The organism is Ferruginibacter profundus (assembly GCF_054783275.1).
Genome location: NZ_BAAGQW010000002.1, coordinates 1539947 through 1564265, shown reverse-complemented (window position 1 = coordinate 1564265; position 24319 = coordinate 1539947). Strand labels below are relative to the sequence as shown.

The window sequence follows — 24319 nt, the reverse complement described above, 5'->3', positions numbered from 1 at the left end:
TTTTTTAGCAGTTGCCGTGCTCACAATTATTGCTAAAAACAAATTAAACAAATCGATAGTATAACTACTACAGGTTTTCCATCAGGTTGTCTATATGCCGTAATTTACTAACGTGTTAATTTTACACCATGTTTTAGTAATTAAATATCCAATATCCAGATTTACCTCTGAAACCAACCACCATTGAGCCACAGTAAACACTGATCAGCATTATTGAAAACCCCTTAACCCGGGGTTTTCTTTTTTTATTTTCAACAACAAGGGCAGCAGGCTTTTAAGTAGGGCAAATACTACAGGCAGTGGCGCCAAATTCTATACTATTTTATATATGGGTAGTGTACATTTACACTGTGTTCTAAAAGAATATTTTTTTATCCAATCCATCCCTTGAAAGATTACGGAATTGATTCAAACCCCGGAAAACATTAATCAGTTCCTCTGAAAACCCAGCAATGGGTTTTTTTTCGTTACACCTTTACAGTTTATTCTTTTTAATTGCCACCAAGAATTTAGTAGAATTATTACTACAAGTTATTTATATGCAGGTTGACTTAAACGGTTTAGCCGCTGGTATACATTTGTGTTGTGTTCAAGCATGAGAATTTTTTCAACATCCAATTATCTTTTTAAGACCGGCAAATAATTTTATTACAACAGGAAAACCATTGAAAGTCCTTTTTTAGAAAACCCCGTGAGGGGTTTTTTCTTTTAAGCTATACCGGGTGACTGTAAAAAAGCCGTGAAGGCCTGGTTCTGATAGAAAAAAAGAAGTACATTTATCAGATAACTAAATCTATTTTTTATGGACTTGTTTACCCGGCTTTCCAACGGATGGAAAATAACCATGAGCAGCTTTGATGTTTTAAAGAAAAACAAACAGCTGCTGATCTTTCCTGTTTTATCAGGCGTATCAATGGTACTGATAATGGCGGCCATTATTGTTCCTATACTGGCAAGTGCCGGCTGGGATGTGGACAATCTGAATATCGGATCGGATAACCAGGTGGTGCCCTACCTGTTTACATTCCTGTTTTACCTGGTCAACTATTTTGTGGTGGTGTTTTTTAATATGGCATTAATACATTGCACCAAATTGTATTTGCAGGGCGAAGAAGTAAGTGTGATGATCGGTATTAAGTTTAGCATGAGTCGCATTGGTGTTATTTTTTCCTGGGCAGTATTTGCAGCAACAGTAGGTACTATTTTAAAAGCCATACAGGAAAACTCGGGCTGGCTGGGTAAAATTGTTGGCGGCCTGTTAGGTTTTGTTTGGGGTATTGCCACATTCTTTGTAGTGCCGGTAATTGCTTACGAACAGCTGGGGCCAATTGATGCCTTTAAACGTTCGGGGCAAATGATGAAGGAGAAATGGGGCGAAAGCCTTTCGTCTACTTTTAGCCTGGGGCTGATACAGTTTATTGCTTTTATACTTATCATCATTCCTTGTGCATTAATTGCAGCCTATATAAATCCCATTGCAGGTATTGCATTGGGTTTGTTGCTGGGCTTTATTGTAATGACCATCATCAGCGCCGCACAAACTATTTTTGTAAGCCTGGTATACCAGGATATTAATGGCAATGTGCAGGAACACTTTAACCAGCAACTCATCGATAACCTGTTTGAAAGAAAATAACAATTCTTTATGCCGTTTTGCAGTGGCTGCAGGCATTTTTCATCAATTAATTTTTAATTTAGTTGCCAGCCATAAAAGGCTGGCAATTTTATTATGCATAACTATAAACAATTTTTTACAAAATTGCATTTAGCCACAAAGGCTCAAAGACACGAAGGAAAAGGCCTGGCATTTTTATAACCTGCCGGCAGGCAGATTTGTACTTTCGTAGCAAATCCTTTTTGCAGCGAAACGGAGAAAAAAATCTTATTGTTATTTACAAAGAGCTTAGGCCATTTTATTAGTGTTTCAAGGCTGGCCGTACTTCTGTAAGCATTTTAAAAATACCCGCTATCACGCATTTATCTTTTTTATACCCGGCTTATTTTAGTGCCATAAATATGTTCTGATGAAAAATACACTACTGCTGCTGTTGCTGCTGGCAACCAATCAATTAATTGCACAACAGGATTATACTGTTGGGCTGAGTAATAAAGATGGCTTTGCCGGTATTTATAAAACCGTTACCACCTACAAAGACCCGTATAATTACAACAACAAAACCGAAACCCGGTACGGGCTGATGGAAATAAAAACACAAAAAACAGTATTGCCTGTTTTGTACAGGATGGTGTACAGTGCCATGGAGGATAATATGTATGTGGTGAAAGACACGCTGGATATGTTCAGCCTGTATAATGCACAAACCAAAACTTTTATTACAGCACCTGAGTATTCGGCTATTGATTATTTTTCTGAAGACCTGGTAGTGGTGCGTAAACCCGTACCCAAAAGTTATAAAAGCATTTATGGTGCAGTGGATAAAACGGGTAAATTAATAATACCTGTTGAATATGATTACCTGGGCCGGTGTGCAGAAGGGTTACTGAACTTTAGAAAAGATGATAGTTATGGTTTTATTAATAAGCAAAATAAAGTGGTGATCCCCAACCTGTATAAAAATGCCTCCAATTTTAGTGATGGCCTTGCACCCGCCTGTTTAAAAGATGCGATACAATATGGCTATATCAATACTAAAAATGTTTTTGTAATTGCACCGCAATACGCTTATGCTGAAAATTTTTATGGTGGTTATGCCGGTGTATATAAATCCAAAGGCAGCAGGGGTGGCGATGAAATGGGCCTTATAAATACCAGCGGTAAAATGATCATTGAACCCTTGTATGAAAATGTATCCGTTAAAAGAAAAGGCGGTGTGTTTGTAATAAGGCAAAAAGATAAATACGGCTTGGCAGACAGTACCGGCAAAATGCTACTGCCGGTGCAGTATAAAAAAATAGGGGAGTTTACAGCTAACGGCTATGCTGTTGTGGAAGAAACAGGCGGCACTTCGGGTATTATTAACAGTAAGGGAGACTTTGTGTTACCTGCAGATTATGTTGAATTATATGGCAGCTACACTGCTGATAATTTTATTGCCAAAAAAGACGGTAAGTATACCGTGCTGGATGGTAAATTAAAAGTGCTGGTAACACCCGACACTGCTAAAAGAGTGCTGGTTGAGAAAAATACTTTTGCATTGATATATACCAACATGGTAAAAATATTTGATGCAGCGGGCAAACCCGTTAAAACCATTGAACAGGAAGGATTGGATATGTACGGAGTAAAGTTTACGGGAGATAAGGTAAAAGATTCTATAAAGCTGCCCTATTTTTCCAAAATGGTACTGGTGAATTTACCCGGCAATGCGCCAACAAAAATACCCGGCTACGACATCAGCGATTTTAATGAAGAAGGCATTTTTGTAGTGAATGATAACGGCTATTCTTTTTATGATTACACGGGTAAAAAACTCTCTGCTAAAAAATACAACCAGGTGGTTAACTTCAGCGAAGGTATTGCCGGTTTAAAAGAAACGGCTACCAGTACGCCTTACCTGGCCGATAAAAATTTCAATAAGATCATGGACCTTACTGCTTATTACACCGGGCCATTTTCGGAAGGTATTGCAGCCACCAAAGGGCAATACGACGGCATGTTGTATTACATTGATAAAACAGGCAAAACAGTTTTCAGCATTAAAGCCAAAGAAGGCTATGCCTGCAAAAACCGCCGGATAGTGGTGATGAATGAGTACGGCAAATACCTTTATATTACCAAAGAAGGCAAAACAATCAACAATACCACTTACGATTTGCTGGGCCTGTATACCGAAGGGCTGGCAGGGTTTAAGAACAATAACCAATTTGGTTTTATTGATACTGCAGGCAATGTAGTGATCAATGCGGGGTATGATGCCGCCACCAGTTTTACCAGTGGCGTAACCATGGTAAAAAAGGGCACTGATTTCTTTCTCATTAATAAAAAAGGGCAACCGGTTACTGCCGATAAATATATTGAAGCTACCGATGGCGCCAATGGAACTTTCCCTGCTAAAAAAGCAAGCGGCTATGGATTGCTGAATAACCTGGGCAAACCCATCATTGAATTTAAATACGAAAGCCTGTTGCCAAAATATGATGACATGATATGGGCCAAACTAAATGGCAAATGGGGCGTACTGAATGCCGCCGGCAAAGCCATTACTGCATTTGAGTACGATAACGTGGAGAATTTTAATAACGGTTATGCTAAAGTGCAGCAGGGTAAAAAGTTAGGATTAATAAACAAAGCCGGTAAGCTGGTGTTGCCGGTAATGTATGATAAACTGAGTACCGTGTACAAAAATATGATCATCGGGTACCTGCCTGCGGGGAGTACCATGGTTTCGGTGAAGTAGTTTTTTTACCGGAATTTTTTCCAAGGTCCATACTACAAACCACCTTGTTGAGTAGGGGAGAATGGGCCCTTTTATGAATTAAAGAGTAGAATTACCAATGCTGAAGCTACAGTAGTACAAAAGTTTAATATAGCTACCCGGCAGGAAAGGGATGTAATCTTTCCTGCCCTGATTTTTTTTGTTACTTTTTTGTATCAAGAAAAAAAGTAAACAGGGTATATCCTATGCCCGAAAGAGCAGAAAAATAAAAAGTGGCCCAACTAACATTCCAAGAAAAGAAGAAGAGACAACTAATAGGTATTCGTCATATCCTCATCCACACAAATAATAAAATCTGCCTTACCCTTATTCTCTGCCAGTAAATGCAAAACATCCTTCTGGCTTACGGTGGTAACGGTAGCAATTTTAATACCGGGTTTGCTGTGTTGTAAATGCCATACAATGCCATCATGATTATCGGAATGATAGCTGCCGTTATAATGAATGAATAAGCTGCCGGGCACCCAATGCTGTAAAATAAAATACGCCATGGTAGCATCTTTAATGGCCTGTGCCTTTATCATATTGGGGGTACCGTGGCCCGCCATCATGGTAAGCATATTTTTATAACCGGGCAATCCGGCATCGTAGGCAATGGGTAAGGGTGCCATCCAGTTTTTTGCAAAAGGAGGTACGGTATCCAATGCCTCAAAACCTCCTTTGCTTACTGCAGCGGCATACTTACGGGGAATGTTGGTGGCTGTAAATGCAATATGATTGTCTTTAGCAAAATCTACCAATGGTGCATAATCGGTTGGATAATTTTTCCAGAGGCGTGCCATACTGTCTAAACCTTTGGCAGATAATTTTCCCTGTACATAAAGATCCAGTGCAGGCTGGTTATCCTGTTCAAACATTTCGGCACCTAACACCAGTTCACGTTGTGCTTTGGCATCTTTGGTAATTTCCAGTTCCATCCAATGGCTGATGGCATTATTATGGTATTCGCCAATGAGTACAATATCCTGCTGTGTAAGCAGGCGCATCATTTTTTTATAACTCACTTTTTTACCTTTGGCATTGTATAACACATAAGCCGGTTTATGTTGCGCCGAGACGCATACAACCAGCAAAAAGCAACAGGCAAGCAATACTATTTTTTTCATAACCGTAAGTTCGGCAATTTTTATTTGCAGTAACAGTATTTTTTTACTGCCAATTACATTACTGGTACAATTTTAGCGGCTAGGTTATTACACCGAAAATCTTTACATTAGTTTTTAAAAACGCAATTATGGCAAAAAAATCCAAAACGGTAAAAAAAGCTGCAGCCAAAAAGGTAGTGGCAAAAAAAGGGAAAGCTAAAAAAGCTGTAGCTAAAAAAGCTGTTGCAAAAAAAGCCCCCGCTAAAAAAGTTGTAGCAAAGAAAAAACCAGCAGCTAAAAAAGCAGTGGCTAAAAAAGTAGTGGCAAAGAAAAAAACGGCACCTAAAAAACCAACAGCTAAAAAAGCAGTGGCTAAAAAAGCACCTGCAAAGAAAGTAGTAGCGAAGAAAGTTGTGGCTAAAAAAGTAGTAGCTAAAAAAGCGGCCGCAAAAAAGCCCGTGGTAAAAAAAGCTATAGCCAAAAAGGCGGTGGTTAAAAAAGCTATTGTAAAAAAGATAGCTCCCAAAAAAGTAATTGCTAAACCTGCACCTGCAAAAAAGCCAGCTAAAAAAGCCATTGTAAAAAGCATCAGCACCGCAATAGCAGCAAAAACACCGGTGGCAAAACCTGTTGTTGACACACCCGTAGCAATACCTGCATTGCCAATGGCGCAAACCGAACCTGTACCCGTTGCCGTGCCATTGCCTTCTATTACCGAAGCGGCAGACGACCTGGTGGCAAAAGCCGCCAATATTAAAACTACCGTACCGGTAGCAGCAGAAGAAACAGCAGCAACCCCTGCAGTACCTGCCGATGATCCGCTGACTTTATTTGATAAACATGAATTTGAAAAAGCTACTTCTAAAGGAGATCCGCAGGGTAAGCTGCAATTATCTACAGTAGCCAAGGGCAATATAAAGCCATCGGGTAAAAAACCATTATGGCGTAAATAAGTACACATTCCCTCTATTATATATGGTGAAGTGCCGGTTAGCATACCACAGGTTGGTAACAGGCAGTAAAAAAGATTGGCTGAGTGATCAGCCAATCTTTTTTTTGGGTGGGTCACCCCTTTAAGGGTGGGTCACCCTGCTTTATTTTTAAGTGCGGGGAGTTTTCTTAATAGTACCCTTATGCATACTTTACCGGGTGAGCCACCCTTACCGGGGTGGGGCACCCTGCTTTATTTTTAAGTGCGGGGAGTTTTCTTAATAGTACCGTTGTGCATACTTTACCGGGTGGCTCACCCCTTCAAGGGTGGGTCACCCGGTTTTATTTTTAAGTTCGGGGAATTTTCTTAATAGCACCGTTGTGCATACTTTACCGGGTGAGCCACCCTTACCGGGGTGACCCACCCTGCTTTATTTTTAAGTGCGGGGAGTTTTCTTAATAGCACCGTTGTGCATACTTTACCGGGTGAGCCACCCTTACCGGGGTGACCCACCCTGAAGCGATCAAAAAACAAATTGCTGCAGGTCGCTCTCCTGGTACTGGTAATGCAATACCCTTACTATACCAGTGGTATCTTTTTTGCCGGGCATAGCCTTAAATGATACACGAAGTTTGCTGCTGTTTTTTCTTTTACCGGTGGCGGTAATTTTGTTGTGGTTGCTTTTGGTTACAAGCTTACTCATAGGATGATTTTATGGGGGTGAAAACGCTGCAACAGATTTTCTATTGCGCATGTAATATCCAAAATGTATGGTAGGGCTGCAATAGAATAATGATCAGTTTATGTATAGTGGTATTACTACCGGCCGGGGCATCTTTTAAAAGCGGGCTTACCCCTTTTGTTTTTTGCCGGCCCGTGCATAACTCACCGGGTGAGCCACCCTTACCGGGGTGACCCACCCTATGTTAATACATTTCCATAGCCGTATGCATTTCTTCAATGGGGTTGCGGCCACGTTGCTGCAGCACGGCATTACAGCGGTACAATAAGGCGGCGGGCAAATTAGCCGCATCGGCATTGTTCCAGAAGGTGAGCAACAGGTTTTGCTGTATGGTGGTCAGCGGTTCCTGCAGCCGTAATATCAAATGGTGCAACGCAGATATTTCATCATCTTTAAGATGGTTAAAACCGCCATTGGCCAACAGGTCAATAGTAAGCGTAAGGATAGTTTTATTGTGTTGCATGTATAGATTTTTTCAGGTACTAAATTTCTAACTATAACGTAAAGAAATTGTAAAGATTATGTTATGGAATTGTGTGCCCTGCCAAATGTGTGTAGCGTGTGGATAAGGGGTGTTTTGTGGCCGGTGTATTTTTCACACCCGTGGTTGGTGTCCTCACCAACCACTTCACAATGGTTGCTGTTGTCATCAACCACCTCAGTTATCATGTTCGGTGAAGACGCCGGCCATGGTGGGAGAAACCCATTTACTTACGTTAATACGGACTTTATTACAAGCAGTATTTTATGAGAGATTATCTATATCATCTATATCTCTTGGGCGCCCGGTTTCTTTTTTATTTTTTAGCAAGTCGTTGTAGCCAATGAAATTAACTATCAAGCCATCCATGGGTACTTCTTTCCTGTTTTATAACAATCTTCAAAAGTTACACCATCTATTTCTGTTAGTAAGTCAATTCTTAAAGGTGGGTAGCCTAATTGTATAACATTTCCTGGTTTTGTAAAATCAGTTTCAGTGAGGTTGAAAGATGAAAATCCAAATTCATTTACAGTTCTTAAAATGAGCGCAGCATTTTGCGGACTGGGATTTAGCCAGATATCTAAATCACCTGTGTACCTGGGGTGGCCATGTATACCAACTGCATAACCGCCTACAATTAAATATTCAGCCTTGTTTTTTATTAACAATTCTATAAACTCTCTGAAGTCTTGACTGAACATCTTTTTTATAATTTATGTATTGTAACCTTAGCGTTTCAATTGCCTGAAGTCTTTCAATTTCACTCCTCGAAGTCCAATAGAGAAAGTCTGTACTTTTATCCTTCAGGCGTACTATTTTAAGGTTTCTTTCCATACTCAAATATAATTAATTTTTAGTGATTGTAACTGGTAAATTTATGGTATACAACCGGTTCCATTTACTGTGATTCTCCTGCTATTAGTGCCGCATTTGCTGTTGTCATCAACCACCTCAGTTATCATGTTCGGTGAAGAAGCCGGGCCATGGCGAAAGACACCAACTACGGATGACACCGGCCACGGTGGTAACAGCAACCACCAATGGTCACTACTGCTATACTATTTTTATGCTTACTGATAAAGGAGTATTATCTGCCGCCAAATGTGCAGCCTGCAAACGATTTTATTATAGTGCCAGGCAGGCACCATCGCCATACCACATTAAAATAGTATTAAAACTTTTTGTTAAACCCAGTAAAAATGCCAGGCCCTGAAAAGCCTTTGGGGTTTATATAATTCCCCGCATTTTTTCGCCGTATGTCATAGGGGAGTAAAAAAAAAGTTACAGTGAAATTATGTAAACAACCACTTATTAAAAAACGGTAAAAAATTGAAGGGGTAGTTTTTTTGGCACGGTTATTATTTATGGTATAGTGTAAACAATATTATTTAACTAAACGAACAAACATATGCTTATCAACATAAAAAATATGGTTTGCCAGCGTTGCGAAATAATTGTAAATAATATTTTAACCAATTTAGGATTAGATGTTGCCTGGGTTACGCAGGGCCAGGCCATGATTAAAGGAAGAGTATTGCAATACCAATTGCGACTGCTGGACAATGCATTAAAAGAAACCGGGCTTGAAATTATCATTGATAAAAAAAGCCTGCTGATACAAAAAGTAAAAAACATTATTCACGAAACGGTGTACTGGGATGCCGAACCACCGGCTATAAAATTCAGTTGTTATTTAAGCCAGCGCCTCAATTATAGTTATACCTACCTGGCCAACCTGTTTTCGCAGCAATGCCATATGACGATTGAGCGCTACATTATTGAACAACGGATAGAAAAAGTAAAGAACATGCTGGTGGCCGAAAATTATATCCTCAGCGAAATTGCCAGTAAAATGAATTACAGCAGTGTGGCCCACCTATCGGCACAGTTTAAAAAAGTAACGGGCATTACCGCCAGCGATTATAAGGCGCTGCAGGGCGAACAGCTGATGCGCCTATCGGCATAGCGCAACAGGTACGCACAACAACTCTACATATATAGTGTACAGGAAAAGGGCCGGCAATTATTTACTACAGTTTGTATTGCGGGCCAGGGGTGATAAAAAAGATCAGCTGAGTAATTGGCTGATCTTTTTTTGTGTGGGGTAGGGGAGGGTGCCGGTGGGCTGTACCCTACGGTTTATACGGCCCTTGCCTGGCTTTGGTACGGAGTAACCCCCTGTGTGGTACGGAGTAACCCTGTATTTGTAATAAGGCAGGTACGGCGTAAACCAGGTATGGCCGTAAGGTAGCCATGGGCGTTAGTGCAGTAGCTATGCAATACCCGGTGGCTTATTGCTTGCCTGTATGCCTGTAAAAGGCCCGGTGGTTGCAAGGGCTGTTTTTTTCCGGGTAATTGTACAAGCGCTGCCGTTTACAACGCCGCAGTATGGCCGTGCAGTAATTGCTGCAGGGCTTTTACTTTTTGGGTAAGCTGCTGCAGTTGGGCCGTGGTAATAGTGTAGGCCATGGGGTTAGTGGTAGTAATATGTGCCTGCTGCAGCAGCTGGTGCCAGTTGGTGCCGGGCTGGCCGGGGTTAAGTATGTGGGCGGCTATTGTACTGTTTACCAGGGCGGCATAGCGCAGCAGTTTATTAATATTGGGGGTGGCAAAATGCAGGCCCGTAGCCTGCAGCAGTAGGGTATGCAGGGCCTTTACGGTGGCCTGCTGCAGCATGCAAGCGGCCATTTTATTTTGCCTCCTCAGCTGGTACAATGCGGCACCGGCAATACATTCATTTACTGTATTAAGGCCTTGTGTATACCGGCTTTGCCCGCAGGGCTCAGCTGCCTGCGGTGTGGCCGCGGTGGTAAGGGGCATGCCGGTATGGCTGTACAGCAGCGTAGCCTGCTGTATAACGGTGCAGGCAAAGCGCCGGCCGGTGGCCAGCCAGCTGCTAAACCGGTGGCCGGTAAATACCATAGCCGTAACCGGTAGGTACCTGCGGCAGGCGTTTTCTATTTTTTCCTGCACCAGGTTGGCGGTAAGGCCTGTGGCAGCATCAAATAATACCAGCAGCCAGTAGTGTACGGGCTGCCGGGTGCTGCCGCCACCGGGCAAAAAAATGCCGCTGGTATGCAGCTGCGTATGGGCCTGGCCCAGTATGTATACCGTTTGTACGGGTGCGGCCTGCTGTATTAATTGCAGCAGTGTTGCTTCAGGTGCAGTAGTGGCGGGGTGCGGTAAAGGGGCCATCATTTTTTATTTTTTTTTGGTGATTTTTTTTAGCGGTTTGGTATTGCACATGGTGCGTATGTAAATAAGGTGGCAGGCCTCAATAAGCTGCAGCAGGCGCAGGCGTATAAGCAGTAGTTTGCCTGCAGCATACTCTTCATCGGCGGGGCAGCGGCTGAGGGCATACTCCAGCATATCTTCCAAAATATTTTGCCATGCCGCCTGCGTGCAGTGGCCGGTAAATTTTTTAATGGCCTTATAGGGGTTGCAGTATTGCCCGGCGCTAAGGTGCCGCGGAAAAGCCACCCATGCCGGTATACCGGCCGGCTGCGCAAAATGCTGTTGCTTGCCTATATCGGGCAGGCCCGTGGCCTTATCGGGCGGCACAATAGCCTCATGGAGCAGGGGGTAAGTATTGCTAATGGTAAAGGCCGCAGCCATAAGCCCCTGCAGCTGCTTAATAAAAAATATAAGGTTGCTGCCGCTGCCGTTTTTATAGCATTTGTTACTGGCGGCGGCTGCTACCAGGTTGCCGGCCTCGGCAGTGGCATGCTGCACCTCAACAGCCATAAAAAAATCTTTAATGCTGTGCAAGGCATAGTGCAGCTCTTTGTTTGCAGTACAGGGTATGGGCATAAGCATACAGGGTTGTGCAGCATGCCACCGGGTACGGGCTTAGCGGGCTGTTACAAACCGCTTTGGCCATGCTGCCCAATGGCAGGTGCTGCTGGTAAAAAAAAAGGTTTAAAAAAAATTAATTGGGGTAGCCGGTGTATCTGTACGAAGGGGTTGTGCCGCAGTATCTGATTTTTTTTAAGTAGTATACAAAGTAACCACGCCCAGGCATAGCCGCAAAAAATTATGGCGGATAATCTATCCCCCGGGGCAGATATTTTATACCGCTACGCAGGCCGGGTAATTTTTGCTGCCGCAGCGGATTTATTGCCTGGCAGAATATAGAAACACAGTATATTTGTAATGCACTTAACACCGTATATATGAGCAATACCATACACCATGGCCGCAATGTAAAACGATTTAGAGAAATGCTGGGCATTAAGCAGGAGAGCCTGGCCCTGAGCATGGGCGAAGACTGGAACCAAAAGAAAATATCGCTGTTAGAAAGTAAAGAAGTGATAGACGATGCCTTGCTGGAGCAGGTGGCTGGTATATTTAAAGTGCCTGCAGTGGCGATAAAGAATTTTGATGAGGAGAGAGCTATAATTAATATCCAGAACAATTTTGAAGGTTCGAATATGAATGCAGCAGCAGTTGGTCATGGTGCTACCAATAATGAATGCTCATTTAACTATAATGAAAAATTAGTGGAGGCATTGGAAGAAATTAAAAACCTGCAAGTAGCTTTACTGAAAGAGAAGGATGAGAAGATTGCGTTGTTAGAGAAGATGTTGGAGATGAAGAAGTAGTTTACTATTTTAATTGTGACACAGTATGTTCAATAATTATTTATACAAGTTTGACAAATCCATCTTGTATTTCGAATATTCTATCATTGGATGTTAGGTATTCTTCAGCGAGTGTACTAAAAGTGTCAATCTTTTTAGATTTTTTTTCAAGCATTTTCACAAAATCCCGCATTCCATTAACTATATTAGTGCTATAAACTTTATACCCTTCATCATGAAAAGCTTTAAGTACTTTATAAGAGGGATGTCTATAACCATTTCCTGCAGATGCAATTGCATTCTGTATTTTAAAAGATTCGATTTTTTTCCAAAATTCTGGATCGTAGTTTTTAGCCGAACCGTGATGAGCTAATTGACATAGGTGAAACTTTACATTTTTGAAATAATGTGACTCACGTTCCAAAGCACCATTAAAAGCAAAATTCTCAATATCAGAAGTGAGCAGGTAATTAAAACCATCAAATGTTAATTTTAACATTGTGGAAAGAAGATTAGCGGCACGACTTGCTTCTTTTTCATTCTTAACATCATCAAGTTTAACTCTTTTTTGATATTCTTCAATATCGGAATGAGAAGGAGAAATGCAAGTAATTGAAACATGCTTGTCAATAGGTATTGTCACATTTACGATAAGAACGCTTATTTGTTTAATTAATCCAATTTTGTTTAATGCAAACCATTTCTTTTTTATTTTCGTAATAACATCCGTAGCTCTTGTATTTACTTCAAAATATTTCCAATATGATTTAACCCCATTAAATCCTAAAGTATGTCCAAATCTTATAATCGGAATTTTTGAATCTTCTAAGTAGTTCAATAATTCTAAATAGCCAGAGTAATGATCCTCATGCGGATGAGATAAAATAAGAAATGATATCTCTTTGTACTTACTTGATTTAATATACTCAAGTACGGGATTTATTTTGCCTTTTAACTTGCAATCTATGATGCCAATTTTTTCTATTCCCTCTGCATCCTTCCATTCAATAACAATAGAATCTCCTTGACCAACATCTTTAAATGATATTTTCATTATTTGGAAGGGTTTAGCCAGTCAATAGTCTCTTCATCTTCGAAGTTTTCTTCATCTGGTTTGGTAAATTTATTACTTAGATTATCTTGTACGTTTGAAAAATCGATAGTCCTTGAACCTGGTTTAGTAGTAATTTTTATATGTACAAAATTTCCAATTTTTAAATCAATATGATCTTGAAAAGGTAGTAAATCAAATCGTCTGATTTCAAAAACTTTTGGATCTTCATTTATTAGACAGTTTATTAATACAGCGTCATCCTCAATTTCTAGTATCTTCCCATGAAATTCGTGAATATCTATTTCTATTTCTTTTAGTTTAATTCCTAGTTCACCGAGCATCTTTTCTATATTATCCTGAATATTATCTTTAAGATAATCTGGTTTACTTTTTCGATCCAACACTGATGGATAGGGAGCACCAACTTCAACTATAGTTTGTAGAAGGATATTAGTTAAACGTATATCTTTAGACCATACAACTAATGTGTATTTTCTTCCTTCAGGGACAATATGTTTAAGCCATTCTGCACACCAATAAGGATTAAAATCTGCACCATAACCTTCATCATAATATAAGTCTAAAAAAACAAGTTTTACATTTCCTAAAGGATGACCAGGATATTTGGGCTGAATATAGTCGACTTTAAAGTACTGATTACCGACATTCAGATTATTAAAAGCATCCTCAATTGGTTGAGCATCTTGATAATTATCGTCGATTATAGCGACTTGTGAGCCAAATTCAATTAATTCAATTTCTGCTTCCTCCATTAGTTTTGATTTTTATTAAATATTAGTTCAACTACAGCTCCTTTATATTTTTCAGGAATTCCTTTAGAAAGTAAATATTCTTTATCAAATAAAAAATTCAATCTGCCATATTGAATCATTACAGTATCAACTAGATACATTCCAATACCAATGCCATTCTTTTTTCGAGAATAATAAGGGCGTATAATATCTTCTACTTTTTCCTTAAATCCCGGTCCATTATCTGCGATAATTATAGATATACCTTTCTCTAATTTTCTAATGCTAATATAAATTCCTTTAAAATTTTTAAAAGTGGTATCAAGCCAGTAAATACTATTATCTATAATATTCATTAAAATTGTGATAAATAATCTTTTATCGCAAATTATTTCACCAATATTATCATCGTAGTCCGTATCAATCTGGATGTTTCTTGAATTAATTCTCGATGAATAATTATTTAAAGCCTGATTAACACATTCTAATACCGGAATAGCTATATTAGAACTTTTCTTCAATACTGACAATAATCCTTCGGAATAATCTTTCAATTCTTCAACTTGAGTAGTGAGTTTAAATTTATTTAAAGGGTTTTCTTTTACACTTTCCTGCATTCTGGGAATGAGTTTTTCAATTTCATGCATGGCAAATGAAGCCGTCATTCCAACTCCTGCAGGAATCAATAAAGCATTTTTATCTTGCTCGTATTTTTCTTCCACTCTATTTGCTTCTTCCAACAGCAAGGCTTGGCTATTTTCATCGATTCCGGAACTAGTAATTAGTTCTTTAAACCCCGTTAATTGATTTGCAAATGTATTTTGTGTATTTCCTTTTTTGTTAAACTGTAACCATCTCTGCCTATCTGATTGCCTTTCAGCCATAAATGCTGAAAGAATAAAATCTAGGACGACAGTGAGATTATCATATGCATAATTATTAATAAATCCTTCCCTGTTAGTTTTTTCGATTAAAGATCCAGAAGTCTCAGCATCAAGATAAACGTAACCTATTATTTGATTATTAGAAAACCATTCTTTATTATTTACACGCTTAATATCAAGACCTAACCAGTCATCTCCAGGGTCTCCATAGTCATAGACCCTTAGATCCCCTTTAAAAACTTTGATACCCGAATGATCTTTTAGCAGATCTCTTATTAATTTGGGACTAGTTGTTATATCTCTTAAGGAATCAGAGTCTAAATCATATGAAAATAACTCAATCATAAGATTCCCATATGGTAATTCTGCAATGTCGAATTCATAAATTATATTTTCAATTGCAGGCTTATCGTACTCAAGCAATTCTAAAGCGTCTCTAAAAAAAGGTTTCAGTTCACCTTTAATATTATATTCATATTTTTTTCTGTCAGTTAAATTTTCAGTTTTTTTGTTAATACTTCTGTCACCCAATTCCTTGTTGTTGATTAATTTAAAGTCGTAATCAAAAGTCATATTGTAATCCTTGTCAACAAAAACAGTTAGTTTATAAGGAGCAATCTTTAAAAGCGAAGTCGTTTCTGGTATATTATTCAACCACCAGTTCCCAAAATCCAGATTTATTGAAAATTTATTTGAATCATTTTTAGGAGATAACATTGATAAGGTCTGTCTTTTCAATTGCCGAGCCATGCCCCTAGTCCATTCTTCTTTTAAACTATCTATTTGGATAAAAGTGCCAGACGATTCTTTGAATAAAAAAGTATTTTGATCATAATTTTTACCCCATTCTATAATTACATCATCAAGGTATTTACTTTGAGAAAATTTACGCCAGTCAATGTCGACTGTCAACTCATAATTCAGCATTTCATTTTTTAAATTGTTGCCATTTGCATCTACAATCACCTTTGAAGGGCGGGATATTAATTTTATTTTATTTCCCAGCTTATGAACCGCAAAACGCCCAACGCCTTTTTCTCCCATTGGGATGCGATTATATATTGGACTTCGCTTAATTGCCCTTTTTCCTGATTCATTCATAGGTTTACGAAAATCAGTGCCTGGTTCAAACCAGACATTTTGAAGAACATCTTCAGATATTCCGGTCCCATTGTCTTTAATTTCTATCCATGCATTATCAATATTCTCAATTTCATGAAATGTTACATCAATTGTCTTGGCGTCAGCATCATAACCATTTTTAATCAGTTCATAAATTGCCATTACTGGACTTTTGATTAATTCCTCCCCAAGCAATACTAATATATGCGCCTTAGGCTTAAAATTTATTTCATGAGTCTCGACTTGAGAACTAGTCTCGTTAGACATTATAGAATTTATTGGTACAACTGGGTGAGAGTTATTTTTCTCTATTAATTTGTTTGTATCCTTTTCTTCTAAATTGAATTTACCAAGGAAGCCAATCTTGTCGCTTTCTGTCTGCAACAAGAACCCTAAATATTGAGCTTCGTTCTTCTTTACAATTATAACAAGTTCGCCTACGTTAAAAGATTTTCCAAGCCTGGTAATTCTATATTCATTTCTAGTGCCTTGTCCATAATAAATAAAACGACAATTTGCAATGGTCCCGTCTGTCCATTCAATATTTGCAAATTTTTCTTTATTTTCTCCGATTTTACCAGGCTCATCAAAAATAAGATCAATAGAATTCTTGGGAATATATAAACCAGCTTGGTGGGCGCCTGTTGCACCGGCATCATTAGATGAAATAAACTTGCAAAAGCTGTACTGATTTGCTTTAACTGCATCTATTGCACTCTGTAGTTCCTGATTCATTAAGTTTTCGTATTTAACTTGTAAAGCAATAGTTCGTTAAATATATTGATTCTATTTTAGAAGTCAAAGAGATGCAAGAGTAAATTATGAAAAAGATCTGATTTGTTTTTCTTTGACAATGCTAATAAAATCTTTAAAAGTAATTAGCCAATCTTTTTGTTTATTGGTAAAAGTCTGGTGAATTTCCTTAGGTAATACCAATTGAAGATTTTTTGCCTTCATTTCATCAGTTTGATTTTCGCTAATACCAGGTTCTAAAGTTAAAAGATGTTTTAAAGAAATCCGCTCCGCTTCAGATAGTACTTGACGCCAACGATCTTTTAATGAGGTCTTCGCCCCAAGCATGGTTAGAAGATTAGATGGGAATTCTTTATCGTGGTATAAAGTGATGTTTGGAAATATAAAATCCGGTTTTGCTTTATTTTCTGTTTTTTGCCCTTTTGAAAAATGAATACCCGCTTTTTGAAAGATAAAATTTACATGATCTTCCAATGCAGCTCCCGCTCTCGATTTTCTTCTGTTTTGAACACTAAGCGAAAAATTGAGAAAGCCATCAACGTCCTCTGTTTTAAAACCATCTTTTAAGCGAAGGCTTACATTGTATCTTTCCAGGCGGCGAAAAAGTTTTTCTTCCCATAGTAGTAAAGACATCAATGCATGGTCTGGATCTTCATGGATACTATATTTTTCTGTTATGGTCTCTCTCGCATAGGCAGAAAATTCTGCGGTTGTCGGGAACGCTCCAACAAATTTTTCTAATAAACGATCGATTACGTCATTTTCTGGTTCCTCTACTTCAATGCCTAATTCTTCAAGTATAAAACGTGCTGAGAAATCAATCTCCATATTTGAAGCAAAATCAATCTCAGATACTGAGAATAAATTTCCTTGGGGAGAGGACAAATTGAATAGCCAATAAAGCTGTCTTTCAATAGTACTGCCGGGTGGAGTTATTATTATTAATAACGTGTCGTCAGTTCTTCGGGCAATGAACATTGTATCGCCTTCTTTAGCTAATTCAATGGCTGGATTATTTTGGAAATATAATCGGAACTCTGCACTACGATTGGGATTCCCTTTTCTTGCATCATACCAACTTACAGTAGAATCCGCAGCTACAGCTTCATTTTCCTCGCCCATCCAAATGAACTTAGTGGGAAATTGAGCAGTTTCTGTTGTGCGAATTACTCTTTTTAATTGCTTTGTACCATTAAATTCATGTTGATTTGATGAAGATCGATTAGCTTCTACAGCACTTAATGTTTTAGCAATTACTACTTCAAAATATGTGGATAGGTAGCCACTGTTCATATCGCCTTTTTAAAATTTCGATTGGCCTGTTGGAAAGGAATGGCTAATTGATTACTGTTTTGTATACGAATAGCCTCCATGATATATGGTTTCATATACTCAGCCACAGTTTTCGCTGCGGGCACAATTACTGAATTTCCAAATTGTCTATATGCTTGTGTATCAGAAACTGGAATTTTAAAATTTGACTCATTAGGCAAATCAAAGCCCATTATTCTTGCACATTCCCTTGGTGTAAGTCTTCTGGGTCTTTTTCCTTTCTGTTCAATCAAAATCTCCGAGCCATCTTTGTAGTATCGTGCAGATAAAGTACGAGCGACATCATCTGGTCCAAATAGACCAAATCCGAAACCATTACCTTTTAGTGCATGCTTTTCCTTATAAGATTTTAAAAAATCCCACAGTCTTTCACTTAAGGTGTACTTATCTGCGACTTTACCATTTTCGGTGTATGGTAATTCCTCTTCTTCCAATCCATTTTTTTTATGAAGGATAGAACCAAGCTTGGGCCCCAATGCTGTACCAGGAAGCACCAAATTATTCAGATTAAAGCCAAGGTCTTCTTTAAACCCAACTATAAATATTCTTTCTCTATGCTGAGGTACCCAGCTTTTCCCATCTATAATTCTAAACGAAACGTTATACTTTAATTCTTTTGTAAGAACATCATGAATGACCTTAAATGTTCGCTTTTCATCATGGCTTAAAAGATTCTTTACGTTTTCCAATAAGAATGCCGCAGGTCGATGATGGTCAAGTATTTGAGCTACATCAAAAAATAATGTTCCTTGTGTATCACATTTAAACCCGTGTGCTTTTCCAATTGAGTTCTTTTTAGAAACTCCAGCTAAAGAGAAGGGTTGGCATGGAAATCCAGCAACTAATAAATCATGAGCTGGTATTCTGTCTAAGCTTTCGGGGTCTTTTGTATATTCTCTTATATCGCCAGCAAATATGTGTTCGGGGGAGGATACATAGTTTGCTTGATAAGTTAGTCTGGATGCTTTATCCCACTCACTTGTAAAAACACAATTCCCATTTATTGCGTCGAAGGCTTTTCTAAAACCGCCAATTCCTGCAAACAAATCTATATAATTGAAAGAATCTGCTGCTGGCATTCGGTGAATGTTGTTTGCATTTAACACCAAATCTTTCAAATGATTAATTACTACAGGTTTAGGAGAAGTGTCTCCCTTTGACCATCTATATATTGTACGTTCTGCAACACCTAATTTTTCAGATGCTTCTTTGCAGTTTAATCCTGTGGCTTCTAATAGCCTTGCAAATTCATTAGTCATAACTGGGACGATTTTTGACATTATGTCGCAAGTAACTAAATTTTTTAGCTAAAACCAAATTATTTGGAACTTATTTGAAACATTTGGAACTTTTATCTTCCATTATGCAACATTATTTGTTTAATATGTTATTTATTATTGCATCTAAGGTCGTTTCACTTTTAGAGTTCTTTAATTCACACTCCCAAATCTCTAACACCATCCAACCTTCCAACCTCAATGTCTGCATGGCAATATGATCCTTCAATTTGTTCTTATTGATTTTGTTGCGCCACCATTCCGTTCGGGTCTTTGGCACTACATAATACTTACATCCCTCATGTCCATGCCAAAAACACCCATGCACAAAAATCACCGTCTTGTATTTTGGTAACACTATATCCGGTTTGCCCGGTAATTTTTTATCGTGCAGTTTATAACGAAAACCATGGGCATGCAAAAACCTGCGCACCAGCATTTCGGGCTTTGTATCCTTGCCTTTAATGCGGCTCATATTGTAGCTCCTGGTTTTTTTATCATGCACATCTGCCATGGTATAAAGTTACGGCACTACGCAAGGTTTATGGGGTGTATATAAAAAACTCCCGGGATACGGTCCGGGAGTGCCTGTTAAAAACACTGTATAAGCCTTAAAAATTAATGCCAATACCTGCACTTGCGTTTACAGCACTTATAGGCTGGGCAATTTTATCGGTTACCTGCTGATCGCCAATATTGCTGTAGTTGTAGGTAAACTTTGGTTTAAGGTACTGGTAATCGGCATTTACAAATACAAATACGGGGCTGCCGGTGTTTATACGCAGGTTTACACCACCCTGTATAATGGGTGCCCAGCTCCAGTCGCCCTCGGCCATTACTATACCCTGGTAGGTAATTTTGGGCGAGTTGGCGTTGGCTATACCTCCCATTACTTTAAGGTCGGCACAAACGGCAGGGCTTACCTCAATACTAAGCATTGGGCCGGCGGTAATGCCATAAAATTTCCAGTGGTCCATATCCAGCGCAATAGTGCCGGTACCCTCTACAAACGACATGGAAAAGTTATGGGTATTGTAATGGTTGTAAAAAACACTGGCGGTAATGCCGGCTGTTTTTTCGAAGTGGTAACCATAGTTAAGGTTAATGGTATAGCCGGTGGTGGCAAAACCAGCCTTATCGTTACCGGTATTGTTGCTGCTGAAATCGCCAACGGGCAATGCCGCACCGCCATGTAATACCAGGAAGGATTTTTTTTCTGTTTTGGCAGCAGTTTCCTGTGCCTGCAATGCACCACTTACCAGCAATGCTATTGCCATAATTAATAGCTTTTTCATAACGCTGCATTTAATTGTTTACCTGTTACACACTATCGTCTTTTTGCTGGTACAATGTAGGCTGCAACAGTAAGCGGTAGCAATGATTAAAGGCAACAGGGGTAATGACGGTTATCAACGGAGGCCTTCGCCTGTTCCCGATTATTTTGGGTGCAGGCGCACCCCAATTTGTAAATAACTACCGCTTAACTGCCGCAGCGTTTGTTGGCATGGCTATTGTCTGTTACAGGGCAGGCAATATTGCCGGTATAAAAAAATTAATTTTTACTGTTATGAAAAAGATAACCCTGTTTCTGGCGCTTAGCTTGGCAATATGCAGCTTTAGCTTTGGCCGGGATATAACGCAGCAACCACCACAAAAAGTGGCACACAGTGGTATTAAACAAAACAAAAAAGATAAAAAGGCAAAGTACGAAAAGCACAAGCATAAACATAAGCACAAGCATATGAAGCATACGAAGAAGCATAAGAAGTAGGGAGGGAGTGTGACCATTTAAGGCATTTGAGGTATTTAAGGTATGTAGGGTGTATAAGGTATGTAGGGGTGTGACCATTTAAGGCATTGAGGTATATAAAGTATGTAAAGTATATAAGGTATTTAAGGTAGAAAGGGTAATGAGAGGCGGAGGGAAAAGAGTAATTGAATTATAGTAAAGCAGTCTTGTAAATATTACAGGGCTGCTTTTTTTTATGCATAACCGGCGAAAGGTTTTTTGCACCTCTAAAAAAGGCGTTGGTATTAAAAAGAGGGTTTTGGCATAGACAAATAGCCCATTGGTATAACAGTTTTTAAAAAGCTTAGCCGCCATTATAGGTTTGCAGCATCAAAAAAAAAAGTTAACCATAAAAACAAGAACATTATGAGACAAGTAATTTTATTATTCCTTACCGGCCTGTTTGCTGCCCATAGCCAGGCACAGGTAAGCGGTACCACCAAAGATGCACAGGGCGCAGGTATTACCGGCGCTACCATCAGCCTTTTAGCAGCCAAAGATTCCAGCATTAAAAAACTGGCTGTAAGTAAGGCCAACGGCGTGTACAGCTTTACCAATATTGCCGCCGGCAAATATTTAATTAAAGCCACCAATGTTGGCTATACCCCCGTTTTTAGTGCCCCCTTTGAAGTAAACGGAACGGCTGTTACCGTAGCCGATTTAAAACTGGAAAAAGCCGCTGCCAATTTAAAAGGCGTGGTGGTAACCTCACAAAAACCCATGATTGAGATGAAGGCCGATAAGATGATCGTAAATGTGGAAGGTACCATAAACTCGGTAGGCAGCGATGCGCTGGATTTGTTGCGCAAAAGCCCCGGGGTACAGGTAGATAAAGATGAGAACCTGAGCCTGAGCGGCAAGAATGGTGTGCAGGTGTATATTGATGGCAGGCCATCGCCATTGAGCGGGCAGGACCTGGCGAATTATTTAAAAACATTGAATTCGGCACAGATAGAATCTATAGAGATCATCACCAACCCATCGGCAAAGTATGAAGCGGCAGGTAATGCAGGCATCATTAACATACGCCTGAAGAAAAATAAGGCACTGGGTACCAACGGATCGGTAAATGCCGGTTGGAATATTGGGGTGTATGCCAAGTATAACGCCGGTATTAATTTAAATTACCGCAATAAAAAAGTAAACCTGTTTGGTAATTACAGTTATAATAAAGGGCTGAATGAAAATAACCTGAGTATTGTACGTACGGTAGCCGACAGCTCTTTTAACCAGAAGGGACTGATAACCATGGATAATGAAAGCCACAATTTTAAAGCGGGCATGGATTATTTTATTGATAAGAAGAATACGATTGGTGTAATGGTAAATGGTACCCTTAGCAGCCCCGGTGCCGCCAATTACGGCCGTACCCCTATTGCGTATATGCCTACCGGTGTGGTAGACCGCGTTTTGATTGCTGATAATACCAGCATTTTAAAAAGAAACAATGTAAATTATAATGCCAACTACAGCTACACTGCCGGCAGTAAAAGCCTTACAGTAAATGCCGACCATGGGTATTATAATATTAACAGCAACCAGTATCAACCTAATACCTATTACGATGCTGCAGAGCAAAATATTTTAAGCAGTGTAATATACAGGATGAAAGCGCCTACCACCATCAATATTAACTCAGTAAAAGCCGATTGGGAGCAACCGTTTAAAAAAGGTACGCTTGGATTTGGGGGTAAGTTTTCTAATGTAAAAACGGATAATGATTTTCAGAGGTACAATGTAAACAACAATGTAGAAACACCGGATAAAGACCGCAGCAACCGTTTTACGTATAAAGAAAACATCAGCGCAGGGTATGTAAATTACAACCGTGCTTTAAAAGGTATTGCCATACAGGCCGGTGTAAGGGTGGAAAATACCGATGCCAAAGGCACCAGCAACAGCGAAAAGAAAACCGGTACGGTATATAACCCCTATACCGAAACGTTTACACGCAGTTATGTTGATTTTTTTCCCAGTGCAGCTATTACGTTTAATAAAAAGCCCACCAACCAGTACAGCCTTAGCTATAGCAGAAGGATCGACCGACCCAATTACCAGGACCTGAATCCTTTTGAGTTTAAACTGGATGAGTATACTTTTCAAAAAGGGAATATTAATTTACGCCCGCAATACACCAATAGCATTGGCCTGAGCAATACCTATAAGTACAAATTAACCACTACTTTAAATTACAGCCATGTAAAAGATTTGTTTACGCAGGTGTTTGATACGGCTGAAAAATCGAAAGCCTTTATCTCTAAACAAAACCTGGCTACGCAGGATATAGTGAGCTTAAGCATCAGCTACCCTTACCGCTACAAAGCCTACAGTATGTTTGCCAATGTAAACAGTTATTACACCAAGTACGAAGCTGATTTTGGTGCCGGCAGAAAGATTAATGTAAACGCCGGTGGCCTTACCTTGTATGTACAGAACAGTATAAAATTTGCCAAAACATTTACGGCAGAGTTAACCGGGTATTACAGTGCCCCTACCGTGTACCAGGGCACCATAAAAGCAAAGAGCATGTATTTTGCTGATGCCGGTTTACAAAAACAGGTTTTAAAAGGCAGGGCTACCATTAAAACTTCGGTAAGTGATGTGTTTCATACTTTTAAATTCAGGGGTACCAGCGATTTTGCCGGACAACGTACTGATATTAAAGCCAACTGGGAAGCACAACAGTTTAAGCTGAATTTTGTATACCGCTTTGGCAGCAACCTGGTTAAAGCTGCACGCCAGCGTGGTACCGGTGCAGATGATGAAACCAAGAGAGTACAGAGCGGTGGTGGCGTGGCGCCGGGCCTATAATAAATAATGGATATTTGATAATGAGGAATGGGGAGATTGGGTTTTTAGATCGGGCAGGAAATGATACCTGTTGTAAAGGGTTGAGGAACAATTTTTACAAGATTGAATTTAGCCATAAAGGCACAGAGACACCAGGGGAAAATGTGTTGCATTTTTTCTACCTCGTGCCTTTGTGCCTTAGTGGTTACCCCTTGTAGCAGTGCAGCCGATGAAAAATGTATTGCCATTTAAGAAGTGCTTAAACGATTTTTATGAGAGCCCCGGGCTTACCATTTTTTAACCGGGATGCCCACTGTACCAACTAATAACTTAATACTTACAACTAATTA

Annotated in this window: 21 protein-coding genes; 8 read left to right on the top strand and 13 right to left on the bottom strand. The window is 39.4% G+C overall.

The annotated features are described in order from the left end of the window. Nucleotides 1-802 precede the first annotated feature (802 nt). Both ACYVM0_RS16780 and ACYVM0_RS16775 read left to right on the top strand, forming a co-directional pair. Nucleotides 803-1636, top strand: coding sequence for a DUF6159 family protein (locus ACYVM0_RS16780; protein WP_460558775.1), 834 nt, complete (start codon nt 803-805; stop codon nt 1634-1636). Nucleotides 1637-2024: 388 nt separating this feature from the next. Next, nucleotides 2025-4358 carry a WG repeat-containing protein gene (locus ACYVM0_RS16775; RefSeq protein ID WP_460558773.1) on the top strand — a complete coding sequence of 778 codons (2334 nt, stop codon included), beginning with the start codon at nt 2025-2027 and terminating at the stop codon, nt 4356-4358. A 290-nt stretch (nt 4359-4648) separates the two neighbouring features. On the opposite strand, the gene ACYVM0_RS16770 is transcribed toward ACYVM0_RS16775, so the two are convergent. Continuing rightward, the gene (locus tag ACYVM0_RS16770) at nt 4649-5503 is read right to left on the bottom strand and encodes a ChaN family lipoprotein (protein ID WP_460558771.1); all 855 of its coding nucleotides are present in this window, start codon (nt 5501-5503) and stop codon (nt 4649-4651) included. 128 nt (nt 5504-5631) lie between these two features. Here ACYVM0_RS16770 and ACYVM0_RS16765 point away from each other — a divergent pair, with 128 nt between their 5' ends. Next, nucleotides 5632-6435: a histone H1-like repetitive region-containing protein gene (locus ACYVM0_RS16765; RefSeq protein WP_460558769.1), complete on the top strand. Its 804-nt coding sequence runs from the start codon at nt 5632-5634 to the stop codon at nt 6433-6435. Between the two features lie 501 nt (nt 6436-6936). Here ACYVM0_RS16765 and ACYVM0_RS16760 read toward each other — a convergent pair. The 3 genes from ACYVM0_RS16760 to ACYVM0_RS16750 form a co-directional block, all read right to left on the bottom strand. Further along, nucleotides 6937-7116, bottom strand: a complete 180-nt coding sequence (locus ACYVM0_RS16760) for a hypothetical protein (RefSeq protein ID WP_460558767.1) — start codon at nt 7114-7116, stop codon at nt 6937-6939. A 223-nt stretch (nt 7117-7339) separates the two neighbouring features. Continuing rightward, the gene (locus tag ACYVM0_RS16755; protein ID WP_460558765.1) at nt 7340-7618 is read right to left on the bottom strand and encodes a hypothetical protein; all 279 of its coding nucleotides are present in this window, start codon (nt 7616-7618) and stop codon (nt 7340-7342) included. Nucleotides 7619-7992: 374 nt separating this feature from the next. Then, a complete protein-coding gene (locus ACYVM0_RS16750; RefSeq protein ID WP_460558763.1) occupies nt 7993-8337 on the bottom strand; it encodes a hypothetical protein in 345 nt (114 codons plus the stop codon). Nucleotides 8338-8603: 266 nt separating this feature from the next. On the opposite strand from ACYVM0_RS16750, the gene ACYVM0_RS16745 reads away from it, so the two are divergent. Continuing rightward, nucleotides 8604-8849, top strand: a complete 246-nt coding sequence (locus ACYVM0_RS16745) for a hypothetical protein (RefSeq protein WP_460558761.1) — start codon at nt 8604-8606, stop codon at nt 8847-8849. A gap of 195 nt (nt 8850-9044) precedes the next feature. Beyond that, entirely contained in the window at nt 9045-9602 is a 558-nt protein-coding gene (locus ACYVM0_RS16740) for a helix-turn-helix domain-containing protein (RefSeq protein WP_460558759.1), read from the top strand. A 407-nt stretch (nt 9603-10009) separates the two neighbouring features. Here ACYVM0_RS16740 and ACYVM0_RS16735 read toward each other — a convergent pair whose 3' ends face one another. Together ACYVM0_RS16735 and ACYVM0_RS16730 are read right to left on the bottom strand one after the other, a co-directional pair. Continuing rightward, a complete protein-coding gene (locus tag ACYVM0_RS16735) occupies nt 10010-10834 on the bottom strand; it encodes a hypothetical protein (protein ID WP_460558757.1) in 825 nt (274 codons plus the stop codon). A gap of 3 nt (nt 10835-10837) precedes the next feature. Then, the gene (locus ACYVM0_RS16730) at nt 10838-11446 is read right to left on the bottom strand and encodes a hypothetical protein (RefSeq protein WP_460558755.1); all 609 of its coding nucleotides are present in this window, start codon (nt 11444-11446) and stop codon (nt 10838-10840) included. A 362-nt stretch (nt 11447-11808) separates the two neighbouring features. Between ACYVM0_RS16730 and ACYVM0_RS16725 the strand changes: the two genes are divergently transcribed. After that, nucleotides 11809-12237, top strand: a complete 429-nt coding sequence (locus ACYVM0_RS16725; RefSeq protein ID WP_460558753.1) for an XRE family transcriptional regulator — start codon at nt 11809-11811, stop codon at nt 12235-12237. 40 nt (nt 12238-12277) lie between these two features. On the opposite strand, the gene ACYVM0_RS16720 is transcribed toward ACYVM0_RS16725, so the two are convergent. The 7 genes from ACYVM0_RS16720 to ACYVM0_RS16690 form a co-directional block, all read right to left on the bottom strand. Continuing rightward, nucleotides 12278-13270: a ComEC/Rec2 family competence protein gene (locus ACYVM0_RS16720; protein ID WP_460558751.1), complete on the bottom strand. Its 993-nt coding sequence runs from the start codon at nt 13268-13270 to the stop codon at nt 12278-12280. Continuing rightward, nucleotides 13270-14043, bottom strand: coding sequence for a hypothetical protein (locus ACYVM0_RS16715; protein WP_460558749.1), 774 nt, complete (start codon nt 14041-14043; stop codon nt 13270-13272). Before ACYVM0_RS16715 ends, ACYVM0_RS16720 begins: the two co-directional genes overlap by 1 nt. After that, on the bottom strand, nt 14043-16763 hold the full coding sequence (locus ACYVM0_RS16710) for an EcoRII N-terminal effector-binding domain-containing protein (RefSeq protein WP_460558747.1): 2721 nt from the start codon (nt 16761-16763) through the stop codon (nt 14043-14045). The genes ACYVM0_RS16715 and ACYVM0_RS16710 overlap by 1 nt, the downstream gene beginning before the upstream one ends. An 84-nt stretch (nt 16764-16847) precedes the next feature. Continuing rightward, complete coding sequence (locus ACYVM0_RS16705) at nt 16848-18074, bottom strand: type II restriction endonuclease (RefSeq protein ID WP_460558745.1); 1227 nt, start codon at nt 18072-18074, stop codon at nt 16848-16850. Then, entirely contained in the window at nt 18071-19372 is a 1302-nt protein-coding gene (dcm, locus tag ACYVM0_RS16700) for a DNA (cytosine-5-)-methyltransferase (protein ID WP_460558743.1), read from the bottom strand. The genes ACYVM0_RS16705 and dcm overlap by 4 nt, the downstream gene beginning before the upstream one ends. Before the next feature lie 112 nt (nt 19373-19484). Further along, nucleotides 19485-19904: a very short patch repair endonuclease gene (locus ACYVM0_RS16695; RefSeq protein WP_460558741.1), complete on the bottom strand. Its 420-nt coding sequence runs from the start codon at nt 19902-19904 to the stop codon at nt 19485-19487. Nucleotides 19905-20001: 97 nt separating this feature from the next. Further along, nucleotides 20002-20685: an outer membrane beta-barrel protein gene (locus ACYVM0_RS16690; protein WP_460558739.1), complete on the bottom strand. Its 684-nt coding sequence runs from the start codon at nt 20683-20685 to the stop codon at nt 20002-20004. Between the two features lie 272 nt (nt 20686-20957). On the opposite strand from ACYVM0_RS16690, the gene ACYVM0_RS16685 reads away from it, so the two are divergent. Both ACYVM0_RS16685 and ACYVM0_RS16680 read left to right on the top strand, forming a co-directional pair. Further along, the gene (locus tag ACYVM0_RS16685) at nt 20958-21161 is read left to right on the top strand and encodes a hypothetical protein (RefSeq protein WP_460558737.1); all 204 of its coding nucleotides are present in this window, start codon (nt 20958-20960) and stop codon (nt 21159-21161) included. Between the two features lie 384 nt (nt 21162-21545). Next, entirely contained in the window at nt 21546-23990 is a 2445-nt protein-coding gene (locus ACYVM0_RS16680) for a TonB-dependent receptor domain-containing protein (RefSeq protein WP_460558735.1), read from the top strand. Nucleotides 23991-24319: the final 329 nt, after the last annotated feature.